General features: G+C 55.9%; 11 protein-coding genes and 2 pseudogenes. 3 read left to right on the top strand and 10 right to left on the bottom strand.

Translation table 11 applies throughout. The features are described from left to right. Nucleotides 1-307: 307 nt before the first annotated feature. The 4 genes and pseudogenes from HA45_RS08280 to rbsK form a co-directional block, all read right to left on the bottom strand. Nucleotides 308-1,892: pseudogene (locus HA45_RS08280) on the bottom strand (methyl-accepting chemotaxis protein). A 154-nt stretch (nucleotides 1,893-2,046) separates the two neighbouring features. Beyond that, nucleotides 2,047-3,060: an aldose 1-epimerase family protein gene (locus HA45_RS08275; RefSeq protein ID WP_100704517.1), complete on the bottom strand. Its 1,014-nt coding sequence runs from the start codon at nucleotides 3,058-3,060 to the stop codon at nucleotides 2,047-2,049. Continuing rightward, nucleotides 3,057-4,382: an L-fucose:H+ symporter permease gene (gene fucP, locus HA45_RS08270; RefSeq protein ID WP_100704516.1), complete on the bottom strand. Its 1,326-nt coding sequence runs from the start codon at nucleotides 4,380-4,382 to the stop codon at nucleotides 3,057-3,059. The genes HA45_RS08275 and fucP overlap by 4 nt, the downstream gene beginning before the upstream one ends. Nucleotides 4,383-4,391: 9 nt before the next feature. Further along, nucleotides 4,392-5,308, bottom strand: a pseudogene (gene rbsK / locus HA45_RS08265) (ribokinase). A gap of 353 nt (nucleotides 5,309-5,661) precedes the next feature. Here rbsK and deoR point away from each other — a divergent pair. Then, the gene (deoR, locus tag HA45_RS08260; protein ID WP_100704688.1) at nucleotides 5,662-6,426 is read left to right on the top strand and encodes a DNA-binding transcriptional repressor DeoR; all 765 of its coding nucleotides are present in this window, start codon (nucleotides 5,662-5,664) and stop codon (nucleotides 6,424-6,426) included. Nucleotides 6,427-6,429: 3 nt separating this feature from the next. Here deoR and HA45_RS08255 read toward each other — a convergent pair whose 3' ends face one another. Then, entirely contained in the window at nucleotides 6,430-7,119 is a 690-nt protein-coding gene (locus HA45_RS08255) for an NAD(P)-dependent oxidoreductase (RefSeq protein WP_244563423.1), read from the bottom strand. Continuing rightward, the gene (locus HA45_RS28050) at nucleotides 7,050-7,376 is read right to left on the bottom strand and encodes a Rossmann-fold NAD(P)-binding domain-containing protein (RefSeq protein ID WP_244563422.1); all 327 of its coding nucleotides are present in this window, start codon (nucleotides 7,374-7,376) and stop codon (nucleotides 7,050-7,052) included. Before HA45_RS28050 ends, HA45_RS08255 begins: the two co-directional genes overlap by 70 nt. A gap of 185 nt (nucleotides 7,377-7,561) precedes the next feature. Here HA45_RS28050 and ettA point away from each other — a divergent pair, with 185 nt between their 5' ends. Continuing rightward, nucleotides 7,562-9,229, top strand: a complete 1,668-nt coding sequence (gene ettA, locus HA45_RS08250) for an energy-dependent translational throttle protein EttA (RefSeq protein WP_100704513.1) — start codon at nucleotides 7,562-7,564, stop codon at nucleotides 9,227-9,229. A gap of 53 nt (nucleotides 9,230-9,282) precedes the next feature. Here the strand turns inward: ettA and nadR are convergent, their stop codons facing one another. The 3 genes from nadR to serB all read right to left on the bottom strand — a co-directional run bounded on the left by nadR (nucleotide 9,283) and on the right by serB (nucleotide 13,029). Beyond that, on the bottom strand, nucleotides 9,283-10,509 hold the full coding sequence (gene nadR / locus HA45_RS08245) for a multifunctional transcriptional regulator/nicotinamide-nucleotide adenylyltransferase/ribosylnicotinamide kinase NadR (protein ID WP_100704512.1): 1,227 nt from the start codon (nucleotides 10,507-10,509) through the stop codon (nucleotides 9,283-9,285). A gap of 146 nt (nucleotides 10,510-10,655) precedes the next feature. After that, nucleotides 10,656-12,038: a DNA repair protein RadA gene (radA, locus tag HA45_RS08240; RefSeq protein WP_100704511.1), complete on the bottom strand. Its 1,383-nt coding sequence runs from the start codon at nucleotides 12,036-12,038 to the stop codon at nucleotides 10,656-10,658. Nucleotides 12,039-12,051: 13 nt separating this feature from the next. Next, entirely contained in the window at nucleotides 12,052-13,029 is a 978-nt protein-coding gene (gene serB, locus HA45_RS08235; RefSeq protein ID WP_100704510.1) for a phosphoserine phosphatase, read from the bottom strand. A gap of 107 nt (nucleotides 13,030-13,136) precedes the next feature. Here serB and HA45_RS08230 point away from each other — a divergent pair, with 107 nt between their 5' ends. Further along, nucleotides 13,137-13,820: a YtjB family periplasmic protein gene (locus tag HA45_RS08230; protein WP_100704509.1), complete on the top strand. Its 684-nt coding sequence runs from the start codon at nucleotides 13,137-13,139 to the stop codon at nucleotides 13,818-13,820. Nucleotides 13,821-13,946: 126 nt separating this feature from the next. On the opposite strand, the gene yjjG is transcribed toward HA45_RS08230, so the two are convergent. Continuing rightward, a complete protein-coding gene (gene yjjG, locus HA45_RS08225; protein ID WP_100704508.1) occupies nucleotides 13,947-14,630 on the bottom strand; it encodes a pyrimidine 5'-nucleotidase in 684 nt (227 codons plus the stop codon). Nucleotides 14,631-14,632: the final 2 nt, after the last annotated feature.

The raw sequence follows: 14,632 nt of genomic DNA, 5'->3' as shown, positions 1-14,632 counted from the left end.
CCTCTGCTGCTGCAAGGGCTATCCGCAGCGCTGAGGCTTTTACGTTGGGCCAGGACGGCCTTACCCGAACGGTCCGTAGGCACGACGTGGAAGACGAAGGCACCGCGTCAGCGGCGCGAGGACGGCCCGGCAGCAGCAGAGGCGCTCGGGCCCGCACTCCGGAATGCCCACCAAAACGAAAAAAAGCTGCCACTATTAACAGTGACAGCCTTTGCAAATATCGCCCTAACTAACAAGCTTTACGCTATAAATAGCGCCGCCACAGGCCAGTGCCTATCGGTATAACGGCGTAGTTTGTTGCGCGACGTTACTGAGCCGGTTTCGTCTCCAACTGGAACACGCTGATATTCTCCACCAGCGAGCCGACCTGCTGATTCAGCGCGCGTGCCGATTGAGCGGACTGCTGCGACAGCGTGGCGTTCTGCTGGGTGGCGGCATCCAAATGGGTTACCGCCAGATTCACCTGCTCAATGCCGACGCTCTGTTCCGCGCTGGCGGATGAGATGTTCTCCATCAATTCACACAACTGCTTCACGCTTTCGACGATCTCCTGCATCGACGATCCCGCGCCTTTCACCAGCGTGTTGCCCTGCGCAATCAAGCTCACCGAACGATCGGTCAGGCCACGGATGTCGCGTGCCGCTGAAGCCGAGCGCTGTGCCAGCGCACGCACCTCCGACGCCACCACCGCGAAGCCACGGCCATCATTCCCGGCTCGTGCCGCTTCAACTGCGGCATTGAGTGCCAAAATGTTGGTCTGGAACGCGATGCCATCAATCACCGTGACGATCTCGTTGATCTCACGTGAGAACTGATGAATTTCGTCCATCGCCACCACCACTTTTTCCACTACCTCACCCCATCGCCGGCGCGCTGGCGGGTATCACGGGCGATATCGCTGGCATGGCGTGCGTTATCGGCATTGTTTTTCACCACTGACGTCAGCTGTTCCATTGAAGCGGCGGTCTCTTCCAATGCGCTGGCCTGCGCCTCATTGCGCGCCGACAGTTCGCGGCTGCCGTGCGCCACGTGGTCGGTGGTATCGGCAATCGCTTCGGTGCCGGAACGCACACCCGTGACAATGCGCGTAAGGTTATGGTTCATATCACGCAGCGCCGCCATCAGCTGTGCGGTTTCATCACGCCCTGAAACCTCAATCTGGGTGCGAAGGTCGCCCGCAGCGACAGTTTTCGCCACATTGATCGCTTGCTTGAGGGGACGCGTAATACTCTGGATCAGCCAGGCGGTAATGCAGATACCCACCAGCAAAATACAGCCCATGGCGATCAGCAGCAGCGTGCGGGTTTTCTGGTAATGCGCGAGGTTATTGGCTTCGATTTCCTGATGCATCTGCTGCGCGCGTTGCAGCGTGGCGGCCACCAGATCGTCAATTTGCTGCGTTGGGGCGCGGTCAATGCCGGTGACCAGGCGATCAACGCGTGCTGCGCTGTTGATATCACTAATGCTGTAGTTTTCCAGTGCCGCCAGATATTTGCTCTCCAGCCCGGCATGCACGTTGCGCGCCTGTTCAACCGGTGCGACAGGTAAGCCCAGCGCAGTTTGTATCTGACTCAACTTGCTCAGCAGCGCCTGCGTTTGCTGGCTCTCTTTTAAAAACGCCTTTTTGTACTTATCGAAGGCTCCTGCCCTTGAGTACCGCGCAGCAGGGTATTTTTCCACTCCTGTACCTGTATCTTGAACTGCACCTGCGCACTGCGCGCGGTGTCGATGCTGTCGGCAATCAAAACTTCACGTGCCATCACGTCCTGATTGTTTTCCAGCGCCTGCATATTGACTTGCAGTCCGTGCAGTCCCATCAACAACGTAGCGAGCAGCAGCAGCGTGGCGAGAAACCCCAGACGCTGGCCAATTTTAAACTGGTTGAGCTTCATAAATCTGAACCCTGGTGAAAAGAAATGTGACAAATGTCGCAGGGGTTATCGTCCAACAGGGCATTAGGCTTTATAGAATGAGCGAGGATATTGCGTGACAGTTTTATGAATAGCGAAGCGGTAGAAATCGAGGCGGCACAAGGGCCGCCGGTATTTACAGAATGCCGGTCTCCACGCTGAAATGGCGTTGCTCACCGGGAATCAACTCAATCAGCGTGCCGGCACGCTGCGCCGCCTTCAATCCTTCCGGCCGGCAAGTTGAGGGCAGCACGTAAGCCGCCACCTGCTGATCGTGATTGTGCAGCAGCCAGCGCGTGGCGTGAGGGAACTGTCGGCTGTCGAAGCGCGTCATTAAGGCATAGCCTTCCGGCGCATGCAGTTCGAACTGCACTTCGTTGCCGTACTGCGCCAGATCGTCGGCAAAGAACACGATCTCCGGATCGCACATCGCTGGCTGATCCAACTGCTGCAATGCCTGCGGATCGCGCGCCAGCTGTTCGGTGTACGCGCTCCACTGCGGCGTCGGTTTCACATGCGCCGGGATCGAGGTGCGCAGCTTGAAGGCATCCTGTGGGATCGACTGCTTAAAGCGCCCATTGCCCAGCCAGGCACTGTTCAGATGGCACATGTACTGCAGCGGCATCGGTGCGCCCGCCAGATTGGTGATGTTCATTTCGATGTGCAGGCGCGGCGTGTTAGCGTGCAAACGCACCGCTGGAGAGGCCAGATAGTGATGGCCAAAGCCTTTCACATATTCGGCTTCTCCTTCCAGCGACACGCGATCCTGCTCCAGCACCATCCATGCGCTGTCCATGCGCGCGCAGGCCATTTCACCGTGCAGCGGATGGTCGTCATCCGGCGCCGGACAGCCGTTCGCCAGCAGGCCGGAATGGAAGGCAAAACAGCCGTAGGTATCAATAATCGAGCTGCCCAGCAGCGGCTGTTTAAAACTGTGCCCCATGGTCAGCGAATGGCCATCGAAGGTCGCGTCCCACACCATCTGACCGTAAAACGGCAGCACGATCACCGTGCCACGCTGATTACGGATACGCACCGCTTCCACGCCCGCCGGATAGCGGAACAGCTCGACGTGGAAATACTCATTTTGCAGCAGCGTGCTGGGCGTTTCATGGAACTGTTCACGACGCAGCGGTAAACGGGTTTTCATGACATATCCTCAACCAGACGGCCAGCCTGCATCGCCTGATTTTTATGACGCAGCTCGCCCCAGAAATAGAAGCCGACCCACGCGAAGCACAGCAACGAGACACCAAATGCCAGCTGCATCGAACCCAGATGATCGGAGACGAAGCCCTGAATCGCCGGGATAAACGCCGCGCCAACAATCGACATGACGATAAACGCACCTGCCACTTCGGTGTACTTGTTATCCACCGTGGCCAGCGTGCCCGCGTAAATCGTTGCCCAGCAGGGTCCGAACAGCACGCTGACAAACACTGCCGCGTACACTGCGGTAAAGTTTGGCACAAACATCACCCACGCGAGGGTGATCACACCGAGCACCGAGTAGGCAATCAGCACTTTTTCTGCACGGAAGCGCGTCATCAGGAAGTTGGCGACAAACTTACCGATAAAGAAACAGATAAAGCTGTAAATCATAAAGTTAGAGGCATGACGTTCGTTTGCTGCACCCAACGTCAGCGCCAGACGAATGGTGAAGGACCACACCGCCACCTGCATGCCGACATACAAGAACTGCGCGACGATACCGCGTTTAAAGTGACGATTACCGGCCAGATAGCGGAAGGTTTCGCCCAGCGATGGCAGTGACTTTTCACTCGACGCAGGTTTGCAGCGTGGATAACGGGTAAACAGGAACAGCAGCATCACCACCACTAATACCATTACCAGATATTTGTACGGCTCAAGAGTATGTTCCAGCATGCTGAGGCGGAAGGCATGCGCCTGCTCGGCATTCATGGTCGCCATCTGCGTATGCAGACTTTCACCGTCCTGGAACACCAGATATTTGCCCAACACGATGCCCATCAGCGCGCCGATCGGGTAGAACGTCTGGCTGATATTGAGGCGCAGCGTGGCGTGATCGCGATGGCCAATCATTGAGCTATAGGTATTCGCGGCGGTTTCGAGGAAGCTGAGACCAATGGCGATGGCAAAGATCGCCGCAAGGAACATGGTGTACGTCGCCATGTGCGAAGCAGGATAGAACAGCACGCAGCCCACGATGTACAACACCAACCCCATTAGGATCGCCAGCTTGTAGGTGGCTTTGCGGATCACCAGCGAAGCCGGAATCGCAATCAAAAAGTAACCGCCGTAGAACGCGCTCTGCACCAGCGCGCTGGCGAAGTCGCTCAACGCAAACACGCTTTTGAACTGGGTGATCAGGATGTCGTTCAGGCTCGCGGCGCAGCCCCACAACGGGAACAGGCACGACAGCAAAATGAACTGGAACAGCGGCGTTTTATTCAGATAGCCGTCGGGTTGCTGAACAATGTTCGGTTGCATGGCTCGACCTCAGTTTACGTTGAGAAAACGCTGGAAGGTTTCCGCGTCAGGATAGGAGCGCTGCGTACCGCGACCGGTCACGCTGCAGGCAGCGTAGGCCGAGGCTTGCGCCATCGCTGCTGGAATATCGCCGGTTTTCACCAGCGCGTGGGCAAAGCAGCCAATAAAGGCATCACCGGCACCGCTGGTATCGACGGCTTTTACTGATGTGGGTGCAACCTGATGCAGCGTGTCGCCTGTCATCCACAGCGAACCACGTGCGCCGAGGGTGATAATCAGGTTTTGAGGCCACGCTTGAGCAGCGTCTGGCCCGCCCGTTTTACCTCATCATCGGTACCGACCGGCATGCCGGTCAGGATCTCCAGTTCGGTTTCGTTAGGCATAAAGAAGTCGCACTTGCAGGCATAATCAATATCCAGATTCGCCACCGCCGGTGCCGGATTGAGGATCACTTTGATGTCGTGCTGACGGGCAAAATCAATCGCGTAATAGACGGTTTCCAGTGGGATTTCGAGTTGCAAGATGATCAGTTGGCAGGCTTTTAGTGCCTCAGCGGCGGCATCGATATCAGCGGGTTTTAACTGTTGATTGGCACCTTTGATGATCAGAATGCGGTTCTGCGACTGATCGTCCACGAAGATCGGCGCCACGCCGCTGGAAGTGCCCGGCGCGGTGGTAACAAATTGAGTATCGACGCCCTGCTGTTTGAGGTTAGCCACCGTGTTGGGCGCAAACAGATCGTCACCGACTTTGCTCACCATCATCACGTTGCCGCCCATTTTCGCGGCGGCCACCGCTTGATTCGCCCCTTTGCCGCCACAACCGATGGCGAAATCAGGCGCCTCCAGCGTTTCGCCCGCTTTCGGCATCTGATTGGTGTAAGTAATAAGGTCGACCATATTTGACCCAATAACCGCGATATCCATTGCTCACTCCCCGGTGAATTTTTAACTTTAAAATGTTATTAAAATCACACTAGCAGGTAAATACAGAGAGTGATGTGACAAATTTCACATCCTGAGCCGGGAATTAAAACCATTTTTGCGGTGATTCCGCATGCGAAGATGTTATTATTCTAACAAAACAACATCAGCGTAGTTGACGCTTTTATCCCGCTATGGGAAGTTTGCGGGGCGATCTCATTACAGGTAATATTGAAAAATTGCCTGCTGGATGCGTCGCAAATCATTAAATTCAGAGAGATTTGTCGGTTGTACTCATACTGCCTTCACGGCCGAAAACCTTTCACCTTCAGGATACTCATTACACAGAGATGCTCATGGAAACCCGGCGCGACGAACGCATTCACAAGCTGGCGCAAGCACTGAAGCGCACCGATAAACTGCACCTGAAAGATGCGGCGCAACTATTGGGCGTCTCAGAAATGACGATTCGCCGCGATCTCACCGAACCGGCCTCCAGCGTGGTGCTGTTGGGTGGCTATATTGTTAGCGATCCGAAAAGCCATGCCGGGCACTATTTCGTCTCCGATCAGCATGGGCAAAATGCCGCACGCAAACAGCGTTTGGCGCAGGCTGCAGCCAGCCTGATTAACGAAAACGATACGGTGTTTTTTGACTGCGGCACCACCCTGCCTTATATCGTGGACGCGATTCCCGACACGCTGACGTTTACCGCGATTTGCTGCGCCATGAACACCTTTCTGGCGTTGAAAGAGAAACCAGCCTGCAATGTGATCCTCAGCGGTGGCGAATTTCATGCCGATAACGCGTTGTTCACGCCGATTGGCGCGCATTCGATTCTTGACGACCTGTGTCCCACGCTGGCCTTTATCTCGGCGGCGGGCATCGACCAGGAGCAAGGTGCAACGTGCTATAACATCAATGAATTAGCGATGAAACACCACGCCATGCTGCGAGCACGCACGCGGGTTTTGGTGGCCGACAGCAGCAAATATGGCAAAGTGCTGCCCGCCCGCATTGGCGAGCTGCGACATTTTGACATGCTGGTGAGTGACAGTGCGCCTGATGCGGCGCTGAAGGATTGGCTGGCGCAACAAAATATCCCGCTGCGCCTGCCGTAACGCTTAGGCCCAGCGATCGATAACCGCTTCGCCATCACGCAGACGGCGCAGGTTATCGCAAATCCCTTTGATATTGCCCGCCAGTGAAATGTCGGTCACGCCGCCAATGTGCGGTGTGGCAATCACGTTATAGCTGAACACCGGATCCTGTGGATCGGGTGGCTCCTGCCAGAACACATCCAGCCCGGCGCCCGCCAGTTTTTTGCTTTCCAGCGCCGCCAGAAAGGCCTGCTTCTCAATCAACCCACCGCGTCCAAGGTTAATCAGATAGCTATCCTGCTTCATCTGCACCAACGCATTGGCGTCGATGATGTTATGCGTTTCAGTATTGTCCGGCAGGCTAAGCACCACAAAATCGGCCTGCTGCAACAGCTCCGGCAGTTGCGCCATGGTTCCCAGCCAGTCGAGCTGATGCTGACGCGCAAAAGCCTCATCCGCCTCACGTTTCACGCCAATCATGCGCATGCCAAAAGGTGCAAGGCGCTTGGCTAGCGCTTTGCCGATGCCACCCAATCCTACCAGCCCCACCGTTTTACCCATCAATCCCAATCCAATGGGCTGGCCAAGTTTCTGCTGCGCCAGGCAATCCGCGATCTCGTGCTGACGCCGCGCCAGGCCAATCATCATCCAGATACCCAACTCGGCAACCGAATCCGCATTGCCTGAATGGTCGGAGGGAACATTCGCCACCATAATGCCGGCTTTTTTGCCGCATCGAGATCGACACCTTCCAGCCCCACGCCTGCCTGCTGTACCAGCTTCAGGCGATCGGCGGTGGCAATCAGTCGCGCATCCACACGGCACATGCCGGGGATCAGCGCATCAAATCCCGCCAGGCTTTCCGCCGCATGGCCCGCAGAGGCGACAAACTCCACATCGGGTAACGTCTGACGAATTGAAGGAATCAATCCGCCCCAGGCATGTTCATCGGCCGCAATTAGCACTCTCATCGAACCCTCCCGTTTTCAGGCAAAAAGGCAGCATAGTCCGGCAGTTGAGTGAGAATCAATCAGTTATCGGGTTGTGAGCCCGGCTTCAGAAGATTCAACGCCGTGTGGCTGTGATTGCAGGGTGAAAACGGCTAAACTTCAGCATCTGACGTTCACCACTCACTGACCAAGAGGCTCAATACAACGTGGCTCAATTCGTCTATAGCATGCATCGCGTCGGCAAAGTCGTTCCGCCGAAGCGTCACATCCTGAAAAATATTTCTCTTAGCTTCTTCCCTGGCGCCAAAATCGGCGTGCTCGGTCTGAACGGTTCCGGTAAATCCACTTTGCTGCGCATCATGGCCGGCATTGATACCGATATCGAAGGGGAAGCACGCCCACAGCCGGGCATTAAAGTCGGCTATCTGCCACAGGAACCGAAACTGAACCCAGAGCACACCGTGCGTGAATCTGTGGAAGAAGCGGTATTTGAAGTGGTTGGCGCGCTGAAACGTCTCGACGAAGTGTACGCACTGTATGCCGATCCCGATGCCGATTTCGATAAGCTGGCCGCCGAGCAGGGCCGTCTGGAAGAAGTGATCCAGGCACACGACGGTCACAACCTCGATACGCAGCTGAACCGTGCTGCCGATGCCATGCGTCTGCCAGACTGGGATGCCAAAATCGAGACCCTGTCCGGTGGTGAACGCCGCCGCGTCGCGCTGTGCCGTCTGCTGCTGGAAAAGCCAGACATGCTGCTGCTCGACGAACCAACTAACCACCTGGATGCCGAATCGGTAGCCTGGCTGGAACGCTTCCTGCACGACTTCGAAGGGACTGTTGTGGCGATTACGCACGACCGTTACTTCCTCGATAACGTTGCCGGCTGGATTCTGGAGCTGGACCGTGGTGAAGGTATTCCATGGGAAGGTAACTACTCTTCCTGGCTGGAGCAGAAAGATCAGCGTCTGGCGCAGGAAGCTTCTTCTGAAGCGGCGCGTCGTAAGTCGATTGAGAAAGAGCTGGAGTGGGTACGTCAGGGCGCGAAAGGCCGTCAGTCTAAGGGCAAAGCCCGTCTGGCACGCTTTGAAGAGCTGAACAATACCGATTACCAAAAGCGTAACGAAACCAACGAATTGTTCATTCCACCAGGCGCACGCCTCGGTGACAAAGTGTTGGAAGTCACCAACCTGAGCAAATCGTATGGCGATCGCGTGTTGATCGACGATCTGACCTTCGCGGTACCAAAGGGCGCGATTGTCGGCATCATCGGTCCGAACGGCGCGGGTAAATCGACTCTGTTCCGTATGATGTCAGGCCAGGAGCAGCCGGATTCCGGTACCATCGAGCTGGGCGAAACCGTCAAGCTGGCCTCTGTGGATCAGTTCCGTGATGCGATGGACAACTCTAAAACCGTGTTTGAAGAAGTGTCTGGCGGTCAGGACATTATGCGCGTCGGTAACACTGAGATGCCAAGCCGTGCGTATGTCGGTCGCTTCAACTTCAAAGGCACCGATCAGGGCAAACGCGTTGGCGAGCTGTCCGGTGGTGAGCGTGGTCGTCTGCACCTCGCGAAACTGCTGCAGGTTGGCGGCAACCTGTTGCTGCTCGATGAACCCACCAACGACCTCGACATCGAAACCCTGCGCGCGCTGGAAAACGCCCTGCTGGAATTCCCAGGCTGTGCCATGGTGATCTCGCATGACCGTTGGTTCCTCGACCGTATCGCCACCCACATCATCGATTATCAGGATGAAGGTAAGGTGGAGTTCTTCGAAGGTAACTTTACCGAGTACGAAGACTACAAGAAACGCACCCTCGGCGCAGATGCGCTGGAGCCAAAGCGTATCAAGTACAAGCGTATGACGAAGTAATTGTTATGCTGTGAAAAAGGCGCCGATAGGCGCCTTTTTTGTGGCTGAAGCGTTTAGGCTCCGAGCATCTGCTTCACCAGCTCGACACAGCGCAGGAAGCGCGCATCGTAGTCATCCTCTTTCACGTGCACGAACTCAATGTTGTTTTCACGCAGCATGGTCACCAGCATTGACTGAAACTCGCGGCGATCCATCGAACTGCCGAGGCTGCGTAAGCCATCGGCCACCCATGGCACATTATTCTCCAGCAGGATTACCAGATCGAAACGGTACTCATCGATCAGCGCCTGCACGAACGGATGCTCGCGCCCCTCATACTTAAGGCAGAACGCCTGCGTGGTAACAAAGTCGGTATCGATAAACGCCACTTTGCTGGCATATTTCACCGCGAAATCAATGTACTGTGCCTGACCCAACGCGATCTTGTCGTAATCGGAATACTGCAGCGCCATCTCATCGCCACCGAGATGCGAGAAGACATAATCGCGGCCATATTCCCACGCACTGGTGGTATTGAAGATATTCGCCAGCTTGTTCACCAGCGTCGACTTCCCACTCGATTCACCGCCGAGGATCGCCACGGTGCGCACGAAAAACGGCTTCACTTCAGTCGGAATGTATTCCCAGTAGCGGAACGGATCTTGGCGGATCTGCCCGCCGCTGATGCTCATAAACGACCGGTTGGGATCGATCACCACCGTTGGAATGCCGAGATGCTGTTGATACATGGCGGCATCGGGTTCTTCGCTGGTGTAGATGCAGTCCGGTTCGATGCCCTGCTCGGCGAGAAATTTCTTTACCCCCGCGCTCCACACATCCCAGCCGTGCGGATAAGGCTCGATTCCCTCTTCATCAAACGAGTGGATGCGGATGTTCTTCTGGTATTTGAAGGTCTGTAACAGCCAGCGTAAACGATCGCTGATGGTCGGCTGCTGCGACATCGCGCTGTTTTCAAACAGTTCACGATCGCGCGGATCGTCGTGTCCCATGATGATGTGCAGCTCATCCACCTGGCTACAGGCACGCTGAATCAAATAGATGTGGCCGGTGTGCAGCGGATAAAACTTACCGAACACCACGCCGACAGTTTTGTCGCGGCGCGGGAATTCCAGCCCAAGAAAACGGTGCAGCGCTTCCAGCTTCTGCGCGCTCGGGCTTTTGATTTTGGCATTCAGCAGCTGGCTTAAGTAGCCTTTGGTCATCCCGCTGGCATCTGCGACCTGCTGCAGCGTATGACCCTGCTGGCGTATGGCAGTTTTCAGGTAGTCGAACGATGACATTTAGTGCCTCCTGCATCGGCTGTAGCGGCGCAATGTATTGCGCATCTGCCAGCAAAATGGTCGCTTTCCGGCACGCGCGATACATCGCGCCGCGCCGGATAAGTGCTTATTGTGGGCCATTGCTAAAATAAAACGTCCGGGCGAGATTACAACTCGTCAAAAATCGCCAATGCATCTGACAGCTTTTTCGCGCTGTACACTTTCATGCCTTCGATCGCTTTCTTTGGTGCATTGCCCGCCGGCACAATCGCCCGCTTAAAACCGTGTTTGGCGGCTTCGGAAATACGCTCCTGACCACTCGGCACCGGACGAATCTCGCCCGCCAGACCCACTTCGCCGAAGATCACCAGATCCTGCGGCAGTGGGCGGTTACGCAAACTCGACACCATCGCCAGCAACAATGCCAGATCGGCACTGGTCTCGGTGACTTTCACGCCACCGACCACGTTGACGAACACATCCTGATCCGCCATCTGCAAGCCGCCGTGACGATGCAATACTGCCAGCAGAATCGCCAGACGGTTCTGCTCCAGACCCACGGCGACACGACGCGGATTGCCCATCATCGAGTGATCTACCAGCGCCTGAATCTCCACCAACAGCGGACGCGAACCCTCCCACACCACCATCACTGAACTGCCGGCGGTGACTTCATCACCACGTGACAGAAAAATGGCTGACGGGTTGCTGATTTCACGCATGCCCTGTTCGGTCATGGCAAACACGCCTAATTCATTCACCGCACCGAAGCGGTTTTTATGGCTGCGCAGCGTGCGGAAGCGCGAATCGGCATCGCCATCCAGCATCACCGAACAGTCGATACAGTGTTCCAGCACTTTCGGACCCGCCAGCGAGCCGTCTTTAGTCACGTGGCCGACCATCACAATCGCCACACCGCGCGTTTTGGCGAAACGCGTCAGGTAAGCAGCGGTTTCACGCACCTGCGCGACGCTGCCGGGCGAAGATTGGATATCCGCCATGTGCATCACCTGGATCGAGTCGATCACCATCAGTTTCGGCTGCTCCTGCTCGGCGATCAGACAGATCTGCTCGATGCTGGTTTCCGACAACATATTCAGGTTTTCCGTGGGCAATCCCAGACGATGGGCGCGCATCGCCACCTGTTGCAGTGATTCTTCGCCCGTGACGTACAGGGTTTTCATCCCTTCGGCCAGCTTACACATCACCTGTAGCAGCAGCGTCGATTTACCGGCACCCGGGTTACCGCCGATGAGAATCGCGCTGCCCGGCACCACACCGCCGCCCAGCACACGGTCAAACTCTTTGAAACTGGTGGAGAAGCGCGGCACGGCTTCCAGGCTGATTTCTGACAGCTTCTGCACCCGGCTGGGTCCGGCGCTACCGGCATAACCGCTTAAACGCTCGTTGCGCGCAGCCGCAGGCGAGGCGGCAATCCGCACCTCGGTGATGGTGTTCCACGCGTTGCAGGCGCTACATTGCCCCTGCCAGCGTGGATAATCTGCGCCGCATTCGTTACAAACGAAGGCGCGTTTTGCCGCTTTGGCCAAATCAAATCCTCTGTTAACGCTCTTCGTGAATCAGGCTGCCGCTCAGGATGCAGAACACCCCCATCAAATCGGCGTGGCGGATAATAATCGACGCCTGCTCATTCACTTTCGGTTTAGCATGGTAGGCGATACCCAATCCCGCCGCTTTGATCATCGGCAGATCGTTGGCACCGTCGCCAATCGCCACGGTTTGCTCAGGCGCAATCTCATAACGTTCGGCAAGGCTTTTCAGGGTATCGGCTTTAAATTGAGCATCGACAATCTGTCCCAGCACTTCGCCAGTCAGTTTGCCATCACGCATTTCCAGTTCGTTGGCCACCGCCGCCGTCAGGTGCAGCGTCTGACGCAGATAATCGGCATAGTAGGTGAATCCACCGGAAGCAATCGCCACTTGCCAGCCCAGCGCCTGCAGTTTCTGCACCAGCGTGGTCAAACCCGGCATTAATGGCAGCGTATCACGCACCTGCTTAAGGATGTTGGCATCCGCACCCGCCAGTTTCCCCACGCGTTCGCGCAGGCTGGCTTTGAAGTCCAACTCGCCGCGCATTGCGCGTTCGGTGACTTCAGATACCTGCTCACCACAGCCCGCCAGTTTGGCGATCTCGTCGATGCATTCGATCTCAATCGCGGTGGAATCCATGTCCATCACCAGCAGCCCTGGGGTTTTCAGGTGTGGGATTTTGCCGAGTGGCGCGACGTCAAAGCCCGCGTCATGCGCCAGTTTGGCAGCACGCGGCGTCAGCGAACCCGCCAGACGAATCACCTGATACTCATCGACATTCCAGGCGCTGACGATCACCATCGCCGCACCCAGCAGATGCTGGTAATCGGTGAGTTTTTGTTTATCGAGTCCGCGCCCATACAGCAACCAGCCAGTTCGACCGGCACGGTAATCCAGCGGCATCACTTCATCACCGCTGAGAGAAAGGGGTAGACCCGGCCAAAGTGAAACATCGGCGGGCAGATCGCACCAGGTAAGTCGATTTGGCATTACAGCTCCTGTAGGGACAACAAAACCACGCAAGAGGCTACCTTGTCTGCGCGGGTTCTGGCAACATAATTGCCAGCCTTTCTGCTGTTACGTCACACGGGTTTCTGATGGTTAAAACCGCACTGAAATTTCGCCTGCATCGCACGGTGATCGTTCTTATCTCGCTGGCCCTGTTAGTGGTGCTGATGCAAGGGGCATCCTGGTTCAGTCTCGGCCATCAAATGGCCCGCTCTGAGCAAGTGGAAGAACTGGCGCATACGCTGACGCGTCAGGTGGCGTTTAGCCTGAAACCGTTGATGGATAACAGCGACGACAATCGCACGCAAATCGAAGCCATCCTTAATCAGATGACCGACAACAGCCGCATTCTCGATGCCTCAGTGTATGCCGACGACGGCAGTCTGGTGGCGCACAGCGGCGAAAGCATTAACGTGCGCGATCGTCTGGCGCTGGATGGCAAACGCGCCGGCAGTTACTTCAACCATCAAATCGTGCAGCCGCTGGAAGGCAAAGAGGGGCCGCAAGGTTTCCTGCGCGTTACGCTGGATACCCACGTGCTGGTCACCGAATCTCGCCAGGTGGATAACACCACCAACATTCTGCGTTTGATGATGCTGCTGGCGCTGGCGATTGGCATCATCCTGACCCGCACCCTGCTGCGCGACCGCCGCACCCGCTGGCAGCAATCACCTTTCCTGCTCACCGCCAGTCGCGCGGTGAAAGAAGATAAGGAACGCGAGGAAGAAGAAGTGGCCAGTAACGTAACGCCAGAAAAAGAGAAAGATCACTGATAACGTACTCGTGAATAGATACATGAATAGATTCGTGAATAGATTCGTGAAGAGATTTTCCAATAAAAAAAGCCCGCACAGCGGGCTTCTTCGATTCATCACAACGTTAACGGTGAATAGATACTGTTAGCGTTCTGTCAGCAATACTTGCAGCTCAGCCAGCGTCTTCACCTGCCAGGTTGGCGTGATGTGTTCCGGCAACGGACGCGTGCCGTGATCAATCCAGCAGGTTTTCACTCCCGCGTTCATACCGCCCAGAATATCTGATTCTGGCGTATCACCGACCATCAACACCCGGCTGCGATCCGGGTTGCCGAGCAATTGCAGCGTGTGGTCGAAAATCGCCACATCCGGCTTCGGTACGCCGACCTGCTCTGAAATCACCAGCTCATCAAAGAACTCGCGGAATCCGGTACGTTCCAGACGCGCCTGCTGCAAAGCGGTAAAACCGTTAGTGATGATGGCGATCTTCACTTTTCCTTTCAGCGTGTTAAGCAATGCGGCTGCGCCCTCGAGTGGCAAGCAAATCTCCGCCATCGCGCTGAGAAAATCGCTGTTCAGCACTTCAGGCGCTACGCTAAGTTTCTCGCCCCACAAGGTGAAACGACGCGTTTGCAGCTGCAACGCCGAAATGGTGCCGTTTTGATAATCGACCCACAGCGGTTTGTTGATCGCCTGATAATCGGCGTAATCCTGATCGTTAAAATGAACGTCATAGCTGGCAAACATGCGCTGTAAACCGGCATAGGCGTCAAAATGAAAAAGCGTGTCATCCGCATCAAACAGGATGCAGTCCCAATCGTTTAACATAG

Origin of the sequence: Pantoea rodasii (assembly GCF_002095465.1) — a bacterium.
Classification (GTDB): domain Bacteria; phylum Pseudomonadota; class Gammaproteobacteria; order Enterobacterales; family Enterobacteriaceae; genus Pantoea; species Pantoea rodasii.
This window is presented reverse-complemented; position numbering and strand designations above follow the sequence as displayed.

Bases quoted from the DNA above. Each gene is read 5' to 3' on its own strand.
- nadR (WP_100704512.1), bottom strand. From the start codon at position 10,509: ATGTCATCGTTCGACTACCTGAAAACTGCCATACGCCAGCAGGGTCAT.
- HA45_RS08230 (WP_100704509.1), top strand. From the start codon at position 13,137: ATGGTTAAAACCGCACTGAAATTTCGCCTGCATCGCACGGTGATCGTT.
- serB (WP_100704510.1), bottom strand. From the start codon at position 13,029: ATGCCAAATCGACTTACCTGGTGCGATCTGCCCGCCGATGTTTCACTT.
- HA45_RS28050 (WP_244563422.1), bottom strand. From the start codon at position 7,376: ATGAGAGTGCTAATTGCGGCCGATGAACATGCCTGGGGCGGATTGATT.
- HA45_RS08275 (WP_100704517.1), bottom strand. From the start codon at position 3,060: ATGAAAACCCGTTTACCGCTGCGTCGTGAACAGTTCCATGAAACGCCC.
- fucP (WP_100704516.1), bottom strand. From the start codon at position 4,382: ATGCAACCGAACATTGTTCAGCAACCCGACGGCTATCTGAATAAAACG.
- HA45_RS08255 (WP_244563423.1), bottom strand. From the start codon at position 7,119: ATGGTGGCGAATGTTCCCTCCGACCATTCAGGCAATGCGGATTCGGTT.
- deoR (WP_100704688.1), top strand. From the start codon at position 5,662: ATGGAAACCCGGCGCGACGAACGCATTCACAAGCTGGCGCAAGCACTG.
- yjjG (WP_100704508.1), bottom strand. From the start codon at position 14,630: ATGTTAAACGATTGGGACTGCATCCTGTTTGATGCGGATGACACGCTT.